At 63.8% G+C, this 14730-nt stretch carries 10 protein-coding genes; 7 read left to right on the top strand and 3 right to left on the bottom strand.

Annotated elements, in window-relative coordinates:
- Window positions 1-147: 147 nt before the first annotated feature.
- Entirely contained in the window at window positions 148-2382 is a 2235-nt protein-coding gene (locus BW39_RS11385; protein ID WP_013802520.1) for an NADP-dependent isocitrate dehydrogenase, read from the bottom strand.
- A 338-nt stretch (window positions 2383-2720) separates the two neighbouring features.
- Window positions 2721-3671, bottom strand: coding sequence for a helix-turn-helix domain-containing protein (locus BW39_RS11380; protein ID WP_043821840.1), 951 nt, complete (start codon window positions 3669-3671; stop codon window positions 2721-2723).
- A gap of 102 nt (window positions 3672-3773) precedes the next feature.
- Here BW39_RS11380 and BW39_RS11375 point away from each other — a divergent pair, with 102 nt between their 5' ends.
- The 7 genes from BW39_RS11375 to BW39_RS11345 all read left to right on the top strand — a co-directional run bounded on the left by BW39_RS11375 (window position 3774) and on the right by BW39_RS11345 (window position 12742).
- Window positions 3774-5273 (top strand): cytochrome P450, encoded by a 1500-nt coding sequence (locus BW39_RS11375; protein WP_052155321.1) that lies wholly within the window; start codon window positions 3774-3776, stop codon window positions 5271-5273.
- A gap of 112 nt (window positions 5274-5385) precedes the next feature.
- A complete protein-coding gene (locus BW39_RS11370) occupies window positions 5386-6795 on the top strand; it encodes a GntP family permease (RefSeq protein ID WP_034393326.1) in 1410 nt (469 codons plus the stop codon).
- Between the two features lie 308 nt (window positions 6796-7103).
- Window positions 7104-8141, top strand: coding sequence for an aliphatic amidase (locus BW39_RS11365; RefSeq protein ID WP_043791758.1), 1038 nt, complete (start codon window positions 7104-7106; stop codon window positions 8139-8141).
- Window positions 8142-8214: 73 nt separating this feature from the next.
- Window positions 8215-9072 carry a CbbQ/NirQ/NorQ/GpvN family protein gene (locus tag BW39_RS11360; RefSeq protein WP_016454627.1) on the top strand — a complete coding sequence of 286 codons (858 nt, stop codon included), beginning with the start codon at window positions 8215-8217 and terminating at the stop codon, window positions 9070-9072.
- Between the two features lie 12 nt (window positions 9073-9084).
- Window positions 9085-10821 carry a nitric oxide reductase activation protein NorD gene (locus tag BW39_RS11355; protein ID WP_043821795.1) on the top strand — a complete coding sequence of 579 codons (1737 nt, stop codon included), beginning with the start codon at window positions 9085-9087 and terminating at the stop codon, window positions 10819-10821.
- A gap of 80 nt (window positions 10822-10901) precedes the next feature.
- Window positions 10902-12050 (top strand): transporter substrate-binding domain-containing protein, encoded by a 1149-nt coding sequence (locus BW39_RS11350; RefSeq protein WP_043821793.1) that lies wholly within the window; start codon window positions 10902-10904, stop codon window positions 12048-12050.
- Between the two features lie 2 nt (window positions 12051-12052).
- Window positions 12053-12742, top strand: coding sequence for an ANTAR domain-containing response regulator (locus BW39_RS11345; RefSeq protein ID WP_043821791.1), 690 nt, complete (start codon window positions 12053-12055; stop codon window positions 12740-12742).
- A gap of 583 nt (window positions 12743-13325) precedes the next feature.
- On the opposite strand, the gene BW39_RS30290 is transcribed toward BW39_RS11345, so the two are convergent.
- Entirely contained in the window at window positions 13326-14633 is a 1308-nt protein-coding gene (locus tag BW39_RS30290) for an HD domain-containing phosphohydrolase (RefSeq protein WP_081816185.1), read from the bottom strand.
- Window positions 14634-14730 lie beyond the last annotated feature (97 nt).

The raw sequence follows: 14730 nt of genomic DNA, 5'->3' as shown, positions 1-14730 counted from the left end.
GCAGCTTCCAAAAACCGGCTCTCTGGGCCGGTTTTTTTTCGCCTGCGGTTTTCTTTCCTGCCGTTGCAAGCATGAAAAAACCGGCCGCCCTTGCGGGTCGGCCGGTCATGGCTGAAGCCTGCCGGGGCCCGGCCCCGGCACAGTGGCTTACAGCAGCGCGTCGATGGCTGCGTTGAACGTGGCGCTGGGGCGCATCACGGCATCCATCTTGGCCACGTCGGGCATGTAGTAGCCACCGATGTCCACGGCCTTGCCCTGCACGGCGCGCAGCTCTTCGATGATCTTGGACTCGTTGTCGGCCAGTTGCTTGGCCAGCGAAGCGAACTTGGAGGCCAGTTCGGCATCTTCCGTCTGCGCCGCCAGGGCCTGTGCCCAGTACAGGGCGATGTAGAACTGGCTGCCACGGTTGTCCAGCTCGCCGGTGCGGCGCGAAGGCGACTTGTCTTCGTCCAGCAGCTTGCCCGTGGCTTCATCCAGCGTCTTGGCCAGCAGCTTGGCGCGGGCGTTGTCGTTCTTGATGCCCAGGTCTTCCAGCGACACGGCCAGTGCCAGGAACTCGCCCAGCGAATCCCAGCGCAGGTGGTTTTCTTCCACCAGCTGCTGCACGTGCTTGGGAGCCGAGCCGCCAGCACCCGTTTCGTACATGCCGCCGCCGGCCATCAGGGGCACGATGGACAGCATCTTGGCCGAGGTGCCCAGTTCCATGATGGGGAACAGGTCGGTCAGGTAGTCGCGCAGGATGTTGCCGGTCACCGAGATGGTGTCCAGGCCGCGGGCCACGCGCTCCAGCGTGTAGCGCATGGCGCGGACCTGGGACAGGATGTGGATTTCCAGACCCGTGGTGTCGTAGTCCTTCAGGTAGGTGTTGACCTTCTTGATCAGCTCGGCCTCGTGCGGACGATAGGGGTCCAGCCAGAACACGGCAGGCATGCCGGAGTTGCGGGCACGCGTGACGGCCAGCTTGACCCAGTCGCGGATGGGAGCGTCCTTGACCTGGCACATGCGCCAGATGTCGCCCTGCTCCACGTTCTGGCTCATCAGCACTTCGCCGGTGGCCAGATCGACGATGTTGGCAACGCCGTCTTCCTCGATCTCGAAGGTCTTGTCGTGCGAGCCGTACTCTTCGGCCTTTTGCGCCATCAGGCCCACGTTGGGCACGGTGCCCATGGTCTTGGGGTCGAAGTTGCCGTGCCACTTGCAGAAGTTGATCATCTCCTGGTAGATGCGGGCAAAGGTGGACTCAGGCATCACGGCCTTGCAGTCGTAGGGCTTGCCGTCGGCGCCCCACATCTTGCCGCCCTGGCGGATCATGGCGGGCATGGACGCGTCAACGATCACGTCGTTGGGCGAGTGGAAGTTGGTGATGCCCTTGGCCGAGTCCACCATGGCCAGCGCGGGACGGTGTTCCTGGCAGGCGTGCAGGTCACGGATGATCTCTTCGCGCAGCGAGGCGGGCAGCGTCTCGATCTTCTCGTACAGCGTGGACATGCCGTTGTTGACGTTCACGCCCAGCTCGTCGAACAGCTTGCCGTGCTTCTCGAAGGCTTCCTTGTAGTAGATCCTCACGCAGTGGCCGAACACGATGGGGTGCGAGACCTTCATCATCGTGGCCTTGACGTGCAGCGAGAACAGGATGCCGGCGTCGCGGCAGTCGTCCAGTTCCTTTTCATAGAAGTCGCACAGCGCCTTCTTGCTCATGAACATGGAGTCGATGATCTCGCCGGCCTTCAGTGCCACCTTGGACTTGAGCACCACGGTCTTGCCGCTCTTGGTGGTCAGCTCCATCTTGACGTCGCGTGCGGCGTCCAGCGTGATCGACTTTTCGCCGTGGTAGAAGTCGCCGTGCTCCATGTGCGAGACATGGGTTTGCGACCACTGCTTCCACTCGCCCATGGAGTGGGGGTGCTTCTTGGCGTAGTTCTTGACGGCGGCAGGAGCGCGGCGGTCGGAGTTGCCCTCGCGCAGCACGGGGTTCACGGCCGAGCCCAGGCACTTGCCGTAGCGTGCCTTGATGTCCTTTTCCTGGTCGTTGGTCGGATTCTCGGGGTAGTCGGGCAGTGCGTAGCCCTTGCCCTGCAGCTCCTTGATGGCAGCCGTCAGCTGGGCCACGGAGGCGCTGATGTTGGGCAGCTTGATGATGTTGACATCGGGCTCCAGCGTCTTCTTGCCGAGCTCGGACAAGGTGTGGGCCACGCGCTGGTCTTCGGCCAGGAATTCGGAGAACTCACCCAGGATGCGGTGGGCCACGGAGATGTCGGCGGTCTCGACATTCACGCCGACGGGTGCGGCAAAGGCGCGCACCACAGGCAGGAAGGCACTGGTGGCAAGGCGCGGAGCCTCATCGGTCAGGGTGTAGATGATGGTGGGTTGCTGCGTGCTCATCTCTTGTCTCAGGTAGTGAAAAGGTAGGGGTCGCGCCGCAGGCCGTCGAACCGGGCATCCGCTAGGGGAAACGGGGCCGGTGCAGCCTGAGGCAGTAGGACCGTCACGCAATGCCCCGTCGCGCCAGCATGCTGCCCCGGCGTTTTCTGCAATGCGATCCCACAATACAAAATTCTAAGCGGAACCCGCCACATTTTTTAAGTCTTGTAGAAGACTTAGGGTTTTACAGCGGCATTCGGGACCTGTTTTCACAGGGAAACGGCTTGCAGCCCCCGCGTTTTCTACCATGCAAAAAATGCTGTAGCGTGACGGACACGCAAGCGGAGCAGACCCCCGGGTCAAACCCAGAGCCGATACATCCAGAACGATTCATCGTGCTCGAAGCGCCGCGCAAACTCCCCCGGCGAAAACCCCGTGATCTGGCGCACGGCGCGGCACATATGGGCCTGGTCGGAGAAGCCCTCATCCAGCGCCAGCGCGGCCCAGTCCAGCGCCTGTCCCTGTTCATGGTGGCGCCGCGCCGCATGGAACAGGCTTTCCGTGCGCACCATGCCCTGCCACTGCCGCAGGGAGCGGCCGCTGAACTGCTTGATGCGCCGCTCCACCTGGCGCGCGCCCAGCGTTCTTTGCCATTGCAGCGCCTGCATTCCCAGCCAGGCCACCCAGTGGCGCCCATGCTCGCGCAATGAGGGCAGCTCCTGCAGGGCGCTCCCCCGGACCTCGCGCCAGCGCGGCGCCAGGTGGCGCTGCAACGCGTCCAGGGTGCCGGCATCGTCCTGCGCATGCAGCAGGGCCTGGCACAGCGCGGACCAGGACGGCCCCAGCACCCCGGATGCCGCGACAAAGCCATCCTGCGCCTGCAGCACGCCGGGGCCGAACAGCTGCAGCGCGGCATCCAGGTGCAGGCAAACCATGCCGCCACGGCCCGGCCCGCTGGCCCAGCTGGCCGTGGGCGCGGTCTGGCTGCCAGAAAGCATGACGGATGCCTCAAAGGGCTCGCAGCCGTGCACGCCCACCAGGCCTGCGGCCATGTCCTGGTACCAGGACAGGCAGACCATGGGGGTGGCGGGAAAATGCGACAGCCGCTGCGCATCGTCCAGGACCACGCCCCGCGTATCGCGACAGACGACGGCCACCACCGCACCATGCAGCCCCGCTGGCGCGGGATACAGCATGGAGTGCGGCTGCCGCCCCTGGCCTGCCCAGCGTGCGCCCCTGGCATCCAGAGGGGGACAGGCAGCAAAGGCACTGGGCGTACAGGCTTCGATTGCGGCTTCGGCTCCGGGCATCACGACGGCATCCATGGAGGCGCAGTGTAGGCCTTGCCGCCCGCCGATCCCATGACGCTTTCGTTCAAGACCACGGGCGGCGTGACCAGCGAGCATGGGAACATGAACCGCCCGAATCCCACGCAAGATACCTGCACACCGGCGCCGTCGAATGCGGCCTCCTGCCCCTTCGCCACGCAAGCGCCGCAATCCGCACAACCGCCGCAACCCGAGCAACCCGAGCAGACGGCCTCCACGGCCTGGCCACCCGGCCCGGCACCGGGGTTCATGGGCTGGGGCCTGCTGCGCCGCATGTCGCGCGACCTGCTGGGTACGCTGGCGCAATGGCGTAGCGAGCACGGCGATGCCATCCATCTGCGCATCTGGCCAGAGCACCAGGTCGTCGTCACGGATCCCGAACTGGTGCGCGAACTGCTGGTGGGCCAGCACGATGCGCTGGTGCGCTGGGAGCACGGCATCTCGGTCTTTGCCCAACTGCACGGCCACAGCGTGCTGGTCAGCGAAGGCCAGCCCTGGCGCAGCAAGCGGCAGGCCCTGTTGCCGGCTTTCTCCCCCAAGGCCGTGCAGGCCCAGATACCGGCCCTGGCCGCAGCCGCGCAGGCCGCGCTGCAGGCCTGGCCGCAGCAGTCCGAGGACTTTCCCATGGAACAGGCGCTGACCGCCCTGGCCATGGATGTGATCATGCGGCTGATGTTCTCCGGCGCCATCGGCGAGGATGCGCGCTCCGCGGAGCAGGCCATCCGCGAAGTCAGCCATGCCGCCAACAGCGAGTTCTATTGGCCCCTGCGCTGGCCCGATGCCATGCCATGGAAGCGCAGCAAGCGCCGGGCGCTTGCCTGGCTGCGCGGCTTCATCGACCGGCAGGTCCGGCTCCGGCTGGCGCAGGCCGAGGCAGACTGGCCCGAGGATCTGCTCAGCCGCCTGCTGCGCCTGCACCGGGGCGACGCCCAGGCCTGGACACTGCAGGCCGTGCGCGATGAGTGCATGACGGCCTTTCTGGCAGGTCACGAAACCGTGGCCAGCAGCCTGACCTGGTGGTCCTGGTGCATGGCCACCCATCCCGAGGCGCAGCAGCAGGTGGCCGACGAGATCCACGAACAACTGCAGGGCCGCACGCCCACGGCGCAGGACCTGCCCGCGCTGCGCCGGTTGGGCTGGAGCCTCCAGGAAGCCATGCGCCTGTACCCGGCCGCGCCCGTGCTCATCAGCCGGCGTTGCACAAGGCCTGTGCAGCTGGGTCCGTGGCGCCTGCCCGCACGAACCCTGTTCATGATTGCGCCTGGCCTCATGCAACGCGATGCGCGCTGGTTCCCGCAACCCGATGCCTTTCAGCCGCAGCGTTTCGCCGATGCCGACAAGGACGGAGCCCCTGCCGCGCCGCGCGGCAGCTGGATGCCCTTTGGCACCGGCCCGCGCGTATGCCTGGGCCAGCACCTGGCCAGCACGGAGATGACGGTGGTGGCAGCCATGGTGCTGCAGCGCCTGCGGCTGAGCGTGCCCGAAGGTGCCGGCGCCCCTCGCCCTGTGCTGCAGGTCACGCTGCGGCCATCCACGCCCTTGAGACTGCGGCTGCAGTCGCGCAGCGGCGCACAGGCCGGGTAAACGTGGCGATATATTGCGCCAAATCATCTACAAAGCACGCCAATTACGACAAATTGTCACCCATCCGCATTTATTCTGTCTTTTTGACTAGAACCACTGGACTGGAGACGATTTGAGTACCCTGGCAATCGTGATTTCATTGGCGGGACTGATGTTCCTGGCCTACCGAGGCATCTCCGTGCTGCTGCTGGCACCCCTGATGGCCGCCGTGGCCGTGCTGCTGTCCGGCGACCTGGGCCACATGCTGCCGCTGTACACCAGCACCTTCATGGGCGCCCTGGGCAACTACATGCTGCAGTTCTTCCCGGTGTTCCTGCTGGGCGCGCTGTTCGGCCAGTTGATGGCGGACTCGGGCGCAGCCACCGCGATATCGCACTGGATCATGCGCGTGCTGGGCGAGAAGCACGCCATCCTCACGGTGGTTCTGGCCTGCGCCGTGCTCACCTATGGCGGCGTGTCGCTGTTCGTGGTGGCCTTTGCCATCTATCCGATTGCCAAGTCGCTGTTCCGCGCGGCCCATGTGCCCAAGCGGCTGATACCGCCCACCATCGCGCTGGGCTCGTTCACCTTCACCATGACGGCGCTGCCGGGCACGCCGTCCATCCAGAACGCCATTCCCATTCCCTACTACGGCACCAATGTGTTCGCGGCGCCGGGTCTGGGCATCATCGGCGGCATGACCATGCTGGCCCTGGGCCTGTGGTGGCTGCAGTCGCGCGCGGCCAAGGCGCGCGTGGCCGGCGAAGGCTACGGCGACCATGACGATGCCGTCGAGCAGGGCCTGCATGAAGAAAGCGATCCCGCCCTGCACAGCCGCCGGGACCTGCCGCTGCTGCTGGCCCTGCTGCCGCTGGTGCTGGTGATCGCGGTCAATGCGCTGCTCACCTACGGCGTGTTCCCGCAGATGGATTTCGGCTTTCTGAAGGAACGCTTTCCTGCCGTGGACCCTGCCAAGCAGACGGGCCTGTGGGCGCTGATCATGGCCCTGGCCGTGGCCTGCGCCGCACTGGTGCTGCTGGGCCTGGGCCGCTGGCGCAATCTCAAGGAGTCGGTGAACAAGGGCGTGCTGGGCTCCATGCTGCCCATCTTCAACACGGCCTCGGAAGTGGGCTACGGCGCGGTCATCGCGGGGCTGGCGGGCTTTGCCATCATCCGCGAGGCCGTGCTCAACGTCGCACCCCACAACCCGCTGATCTCCGAGGCCGTGGCCATGAACGTGCTGGCCGGCATCACGGGGTCGTCGTCCGGCGGCCTGTCGATTGCCCTGTCCACGCTGGGCAAGGACTACCTGGCCATGGCCGCCCAGTTGGGCATCAGCCCCGAGCTGCTGCACCGCGTGGCGGTGATGGCGGCCGGCTGCTTCGACACCCTGCCGCACAGCGGCGCCATCATCACGCTGCTGTCCATCTGCGGCCTCACGCACCGCCAGTCGTACGGCAACATCGCCATCATGACCATAGGCGCGCCCCTGCTGGCCCTGGTGCTGGTGATCACGCTCGGCACCATGTTCGGGTCCTTCTGAGGAACCAGGGCGAAGAGCGCGCGCGGGAAATACCACGGCCTCGCGCCCGCCACAACCGGCATATGACGTATATGCGCGGCGCGGGTGCATGGCAACAATGCATGCACGGCGATAAGGCATCGCCCCGATTCATTCCCGCATCACCGACAAGACGACATCCGCTGCCAAAGCTGCCAGCGCCGATGTCGGGCAACAAGGCCCGAACCGCTCCCTGAACCGGAGCGGTTCGGGCCTTTTTTTGTTGGCCGGGAATCGAAGGGGGCTGCGATGCCGCACGCCGCCCCCTCAACCCCTTCAGGAGCAGCAGCATGAGACACGGAGATATTTCCAGCAGCAACGATTGCGTCGGCGTGGCGGTAGTCAACTACAAGATGCCACGCCTGCACACCAAGGCCGAGGTGCTGGACAACTGCCGCAAGATCGCCGACATGCTGGTGGGCATGAAGCGCGGCCTGCCGGGCATGGACCTGGTGATCTTCCCCGAGTACTCCACGCACGGCATCATGTACGACGCCAAGGAGATGTACGACACGGCCAGCGCCATCCCGGGGGAAGAGACCGAAATCTTCGCCGACGCCTGCCGCAGGGCCAACGTCTGGGGCGTGTTCTCGCTGACGGGCGAGCGCCATGAGGAGCACCCCAACAAGGCGCCGTACAACACCCTCATCCTCATGAACAACCAGGGCGAGATCGTGCAGAAGTACCGCAAGATCATGCCCTGGGTGCCCATCGAGGGCTGGTACCCGGGCGACTGCACCTATGTGAGCGAAGGCCCCAAGGGCCTGAAGATCAGCCTCATCATCTGCGACGACGGCAACTACCCCGAGATCTGGCGCGACTGCGCCATGCGTGGCGCCGAGCTCGTCGTGCGCTGCCAGGGCTACATGTACCCGGCCAAGGAGCAGCAGATCATGGTCTCCAAGGCCATGGCCTTCATGAACAACTGCTATGTGGCCGTGGCCAATGCGGCGGGCTTCGACGGCGTGTACTCGTACTTCGGGCACTCGGCCATCATCGGCTTCGACGGCCGCACCCTGGGCGAGACCGGCGAGGAGGAAATGGGCATCCAGTACGCCGAACTGTCCAAGCACCTGATCCGCGATGCGCGCAAGAACGGCCAGTCTCAGAACCATTTGTTCAAGCTGGTGCACCGGGGCTATACCGGCACCATCAACTCCGGCGACGGGGACAAGGGCGTGGCCGCCTGCCCCTACAACTTCTACAGCCAGTGGGTCAACGACCCCGAGGGCACGCGCGAGATGGTGGAGTCCTTCACGCGCACCACCGTGGGCACGCCCGAATGCCCCATCGAAGGCATTCCGCACGAGGCGCCCAGGCACCGCTGACAGCGTCCTGCCTCCGCAGCCTGCAGGCCTGGGGGCAGGCCCGCCCATGAACACGGAAAGGTGAAGAGTGAAGATGAGCACGACAACAACCACAGGCCCGCTGCACGCTCCTGCCAACCAGGCCGCCGACCCGCTGGCGGCCTACCGCATCGAGGAAGAACCCTTCTACCGCCCCTCGGGCCGCGAGGTCCAGCTCTACCGCCAGGCCTACCAGCACCGAATGCCGCTCATCCTCAAGGGCCCCACGGGCTGCGGCAAGACGCGCTTTGTGGAGTACATGGCGTGGGCGCTCAAGCGCCCCCTGGTCACGCTGGCCTGCAACGAGGACATGACGGCCTCCGACCTGGTGGGCCGCTACCTGCTGGATGCCGACGGCACGGCCTGGCACGACGGTCCGCTGACCCTGGCCGTGCGCCACGGCGGCATCTGCTACCTGGACGAAGTGGTGGAGGCCCGCCAGGACACCACCGTCGTCATCCACCCGCTGACCGATGCGCGCCGCGCCCTGCCGCTGGACAAGAAGGGCGAGGTGGTCCACGCGCACCCCGACTTCCAACTGGTGGTTTCCTACAACCCCGGCTACCAGAGCAGCGCCAAGGACATGAAGCCATCGACCCGCCAGCGCTTCGCGGCGCTGGACTTCGACTACCCGGCGCCCGAGATCGAGGCGGACATCGTGGCCCACGAGACCGGCATTGCCCCGGCCACCGCTCGCAGCCTGGTCAGCCTGGCGCGCAGCACGCGCGAACTGCGCCACCGGGGCCTGGACGAAGGCGCCTCCACCCGCATGCTGATCTACGCGGGCCTGCTAATGCGCGACGGCATGCCGGTGCATGACAGCTGCGACATGACCATCACCAGCGCCCTGACCGACGACCCCGACACCGCCGCCGCGCTGCGCCAGCTGGTCGAAGCAGAGTTCGGCGCCTGAGGGCCGCGCGCCATGGCCATCATCTCCGTTGCCTTGCCCGAAGAGTCCCGTCTGCTGCACACGCTGGGCCTGCTGGCCAGCGGCCTGGCACGCCAGCCTGTCGCCGTGCAGGCGCTGGCCAGGATGCCGGCCAGTGCCCCGGCGCCAGGCCAGGCCCACGCCCTGCCGCCGCGCGCCGTGCTGATCAGCCAGCCTGCCCGGCTGCTGATTCCCGCCAACTTGCCCATGCAGGCACACCTGAACGCAGCAACAATGGCCCATGCCGCAGCCCATCTGCGCTTTTCGCCCGCCCGCCAGGACAGCAGCGCCCTCAAGCCCATGGGCCAGGCCGTGGTGGGCGCGCTGGAAGATGCGCGCGTGGAGCGGCTGCTGTGCCTGCAGCACCCCGGCGTGCGCCGCTGGTTCGATGCCTGCATCGCGCCCGAGCCCGACCCATCCGACCTGGGCTTTGCCGCCTTCATGGCCCGGCTGGACCGCATGCTGCTGTGGCCAGAGCGCATGGACGGCAACCACTGGATCCACAAGGCCCGTGACCTGTTCGAGAACACCGCCACGCGCCACGGGCTGGAGGACTACGCCGCATTCCGGGCCATTGCCTCCATCCTGGCCAACGACCTGGGACAGATGCGCGTGCGCATGGACCCGCAGCACCATGCCGTGCCCAGCATCTACCGTGATGACAACAGCTATCTCTGGCAGCATCCGGACTCGCCTCAGGGCGAGGAAGACACACTCGCGCTGCAGCAGTCCGCTGCGCGCGCGGCTCCGCCTCCATCGGCCGGCGCAGGACAGCAGTCCGATGCCCAGGAAGGGCAGTCGCTGGAGCTGAACCCAGGGCTGGAGCTGTCGCGCCACAGCTATCCCGAATGGGACCGCAGGTCGGAGCGCCTGAAGACGGACTGGTGCACCGTCATCGACACCCTGCCCGCATGGCAGGCCGAGGCTTTGGCCGGCAAAGGCTCCCAGGCCGGCAGACAGACACTGCCGCCCCTGCCGCTGCCGCCCGCACGCCAGCTGGACCGGCGCCAGCGCCTGCGCCGCCAGTGGGAAGGCGATGACCTGGACTTCAATGCCGCCATCGAGGTCCAGGTGGACCGCCGCCTGAACCTGCGACCGGAACCTCGCCTTTTCATGCGGGCCGGCAAAGGCCCGCGCCCCACCAGTGTGCTCGTGCTGATGGACGCTTCCGAATCGGTCAACACGCCCGGCCCCCACGGCGCCAGATTGCTGGAGCTGGAGAAACAGGCGGCCCTCATGCTGGCCGAATCGCGCGCAGGCCACAGAACCGGCGTGGACCGCCTGGCCATCCACGCCTTCTCGTCCAACACGCGCGCCGAAGTCCGATACCTGCGCCTGCTGGACTTCGGCCAACCCTTTGCCGATGAGGCATCCGCCCGGTTGCAATCGCTGCAGGGCCGCCATTCCACCCGCTTGGGCGCCGCCCTGCGCCACGCCAGCAGCCTGCTGGCCGCCGAGCCTGCTGGCCAGCGCCATCTGCTGGTGATCACCGACGGCGCACCCGCCGACATCGACGTGCATGACGATCGCTATCTGATCGAAGACGCGCGCCACGCCGTGCAGCAGGCCCGCGCCGCAGGCATACGCATCAGTTGCCTGGCCGTGGACAGCCAGGCAGACGGCTATGTGCGCCATATCTTTGGCGGGCGCAACTACGGCATTGCCGACGACGCACGGCATCTGCCAAGGCGGCTGTCCCAGATGGGCGCAAGGCTCGCAGCCGGCCGCTGACCACGGCAAGCGCCACGGAAATCTCGATTAACCTGAAGCCTGCAAAGAACGCACGCCAGCACCTGGCACAGAAGGAACCCATGAACGACCCCGTCAGAGTCGGCATTCTTTACTCGGCCACCGGCACCACATCGACCATCGGCCAGTCCCAGCTGCAGGGCGCGCAGCTGGCCATCGACGAAATCAACGAGGCGGGCGGCCTGCTGGGGCGTGAACTGGTGGCAGTGCGCTACGACCCGGCCTCCACGCCGGCCCGCTATGCGGCCCTGGCCGAGCAACTCATCGTGCGCGACGGCATCAACGTCATCTTCGGCTGCTACATGTCCAGCAGCCGCAAGGCCGTCATCCCCATCATCGAGAAATGGAACAAGCTGCTGTTCTATCCCACGCTCTACGAAGGCTTCGAGTTCTCGGGCAACGTCATCTACACGGGCGCCGCGCCCAACCAGAACAGCGTGCAACTGGCCGACTACATGACCAGCAGCTTCGGCGCGCGGGTCTACCTCATCGGCTCGGACTACATCTATCCCTACGAGTCCAACCGCATCATGGGCGAGCTGGTCATGCAGCACCCGGGCAGCGGCAAGCTCGGTGAACACTACCTGCCGCTGGATGCCACCGAGCGCGACTACGCGGCCATCATGCAGGACATCCGCGCCAGGCAGCCGGACTTCATCTTCTCCACCGTGGTCGGCGACTCCACGGCCAGCCTCTACCGCGCCTATGCCGACGCAGGCTTCAACCCGCAGACCATGCCGATTGCCAGCCTCACCACCTCCGAGGCCGAGATCGCCCAGATGGGCGCCGATGTGGCGGCCGGCCACTTCACGGCCGCGCCCTACTTCCAGTCCATCGATTCGCCCGCCAATGCGCGCTGCCTGGCCCGGCTGCGCCAGCGCCTGGGCGACGACTGCCGGCCCAACCTGTGCTGGGAGGCCGCCTACTTTCAGATGCACCTGTTCGCCAATGCCTTCCGCCAGGCCGGCAGTGACCGCATAGGCGAGCTGCTGCCCCATCTGCTGGGCAGCGAATTCGACGCGCCCCAGGGCCGCATCCGGCTGGATCCCGACAACCACCACACCTGGCTGCACCCGCGCGTGGGCCGCGCCAATGCACAGGGCGGCTTCACCATCGTGCGCCAGGCCACCCGGGCCGTCTCGCCCGACCCCTACCTGGTCACCCACTCCCTGGGCGACTGGACCGCCAGCCTCGGCGCCCTGGAGACCTGAGCGTGGATGCCGCCCCGAACAAGGACACCGGCAGCGCTGCCACAGGCCGGCCGCTGCTGGAAAGAAAACCGCTGCTGCGTGCCACCTCGCCCCAACTGAAGGAACTGCGCCAGCTGCGCATTGCCGTCGTCCACCCCGACGACGCGGACGGCCGACTGCTGGCCCAGCAACTGCAGCGCATAGGCTGCCAGGTCCAGGCCATCTGGCCGCCCCAGCCCTGCCTGCCCGAGGGCACGGACGTGGTATTCCTGGCCGTGCGACCCGATCACCTGCAGTTGAACTACGCCTGGACCCAAGGCGAGGGAGAGAGCCCGCCCACCGCCATCGCCGTGGTCAACTACGAGAACCCCACCATCGTCTCCGCCGTGCTGGAGCTGCAGGTGCAAGCCATCCTGCCCTCGCCCATCCGCTCCTTCGGCCTGCTGTCCACATTGGTGCTGGCGCGCAGAAACCACAAGGAATCACGCCAGCAGCAGCAGCGCATCGCCAAGCTCCAGGCCAAGCTGCTGGGCCAGCGCCGCGTGGCCGAAGCCAAGGCCATCCTCATGCAGACCCACCAGATCAACGAAGACCAGGCCTACGACATGATCCGCGCCCAGGCCATGAGCCGGCGCAGCTCGGTGGAGGAGATTGCCCAGGCCATCGTCCATGCGAGCGAAATACTGTCGCTGGGCAAGGGCGTGGGCAGGTAAATCACGCAGGACTCCTGCCGCCAGCAGCCATGGCTTGACCCCGGGGAACCAGGGTCCTCTTTTTTTGAACGCATGCAGCGTGTGAATACTTTGATCAAAAGTTACCCACCAAACCGCCCACATATGTGAATGTCACTCTCGTTCGATGAGAATCTGATAATGGATTATCAACATCAATTACTTTGTCAAATTTTGCATCGCTTGCAAAATCGCACAACTCTCAGATTAGCATTTCATCCTTAAGCATTGACGTGTTGGGCGTCAACAATAAACCATAGTATCGCGAGGCATAAAATGATAGAAGGCGGATGGTGGAAAGCCTATACCAAAAATGGCCGGTATATAGGACTGATTGAAGGAGATGAATTCATAGTCGGAGATAAGAGAATTTTATACAGAATAAGCAACAGCAAACTATATTCCACAGAAGTACCACCTTCACATATAGCTGATATATCAGAAAAACAAGCGATTACATCCAACGGTGAAATTCTGCTGAAATTCTTCAAGACGAGCAGAGAGCGAAAACCATTAACAACTTGATCAAATCAATACCAAAACAATTACAAAATCTCAAAAATCATCAAACAGCCGAGGCCATGGCACGAATCGGCAATTTCCGGCCAAGATCAACACGCAATTGCATTCTGCGTATCAAGTCTGTCGTCAAAACTCGACCTGCCGTAAGCAATACCAAACCTTCCCTCGATACGAAGTCTTGAGCCAAAATCATTCCTGGCCGGAGCTCCGAACAGGGAACATAAAGTGGGGCTGGGTCGGCAACGGGGGTTGCCTGTATCAAAGTCTGCAAGAAAGCATCGACAACCTCTGGATCAAATTGTGTTCCTCTGCCATGCGAAATGAGGGTTCTTGCCTCTGCACAATTTAGGGGCTTGCTGCTTAAATGCCCTATCATCAGGTCATCGTAAAAATCAGCAACCGCTATTATCCGAGCTCCTATTGGAATATCCTTCCCTTTCAGGCCATCAGGGAAACCTGCCCCGTCGAATCGCTCATGGTGGGACCTGACGAGAGTAGCGACCGGGTGCGCATCATCTATCGGCAGAAGCAACTGTTCTCCCAAGCTGCTGTGATTCCTATATTTTTCCAGCTCTTCATGACTCAAGCTTGGGACAGGCTTGTTCAACATCCCATCGGCAAGAGTAATATGGGCAATATCATGAATGAGCGCAGCAACAAAAGAATTCTGCTGATCTTCTTCGCTTAGCTGCATGATATTTGCGGTTCGGCGGGTCAGATCCGCAACGCGTCTAGAATGCCCTGCAAGCAGCCCGCCCCGCCACTCAAGAAGATTGGAAAACATCCGAATAGCTGCGACGAAATTCTTCTTAAGCTTCCTATGCGCCTCCAACAGTTCGTCGTCATGCTCATGGGCAGTAAGCTCAACAGTTGCATTTAATTCTGCCAGCTCCTTCGTCAGCGCTTTATTTTTCTGATCCAGACGGATATTCTCATGGCGTGTGATTTTCTGATCGTTTAATTGATCAATAGCATCCAAAAATTGCTCACTATTCCAAGGTTTTACTATGTGACGGTACAAACCCATCAAACGACCAATGCCTTTCGGAATCACAGTTCTGCCGTATTCCGAAAGAAAAATCACAAACAGGTCAGGAAACTGTCCAACAAGGCTCTCCAACCACTGTCCGCCATCCTTGTCAAGCACATGCGTATTGCATATCAACAAGTCAATTCGTCCACCAGAAAACTCCGCCAATGCTTCTGGCGAGCTTGCTGCCATCCGCAGATCATATCCAGCCTGACCAAGCAACAGGTTTAACCCTGCAAAGTCCTCCACCTCCGGGTCAATCAACAACGCCTGCAACCGCGATTGCTGTGCAAATGATTCTTGTTTCTCTTCAGCATTCATTTGGCATGCCTCCAATTGCATTATTCGATGCGTCGATCGATGAGTCTCAAGAATATGACATCGAAAGGCATTGGCGAAGATAGTAATTATTTACTAG

Source organism: Delftia sp. RIT313, from assembly GCF_000632165.1.
GTDB classification, from domain to species: domain Bacteria; phylum Pseudomonadota; class Gammaproteobacteria; order Burkholderiales; family Burkholderiaceae_C; genus Comamonas; species Comamonas acidovorans.
Note: the sequence above shows the minus strand (reverse complement) of the source record. Positions and strands in the feature narration are given on the sequence as shown.

Bases quoted from the DNA above. Each gene is read 5' to 3' on its own strand.
- BW39_RS11380 (WP_043821840.1), bottom strand. From the start codon at position 3,671: ATGCCCGGAGCCGAAGCCGCAATCGAAGCCTGTACGCCCAGTGCCTTT.
- BW39_RS11360 (WP_016454627.1), top strand. From the start codon at position 8,215: ATGAGCACGACAACAACCACAGGCCCGCTGCACGCTCCTGCCAACCAG.
- BW39_RS11385 (WP_013802520.1), bottom strand. From the start codon at position 2,382: ATGAGCACGCAGCAACCCACCATCATCTACACCCTGACCGATGAGGCT.
- BW39_RS30290 (WP_081816185.1), bottom strand. From the start codon at position 14,633: ATGAATGCTGAAGAGAAACAAGAATCATTTGCACAGCAATCGCGGTTG.
- BW39_RS11375 (WP_052155321.1), top strand. From the start codon at position 3,774: ATGAACCGCCCGAATCCCACGCAAGATACCTGCACACCGGCGCCGTCG.
- BW39_RS11365 (WP_043791758.1), top strand. From the start codon at position 7,104: ATGAGACACGGAGATATTTCCAGCAGCAACGATTGCGTCGGCGTGGCG.
- BW39_RS11355 (WP_043821795.1), top strand. From the start codon at position 9,085: ATGGCCATCATCTCCGTTGCCTTGCCCGAAGAGTCCCGTCTGCTGCAC.
- BW39_RS11350 (WP_043821793.1), top strand. From the start codon at position 10,902: ATGAACGACCCCGTCAGAGTCGGCATTCTTTACTCGGCCACCGGCACC.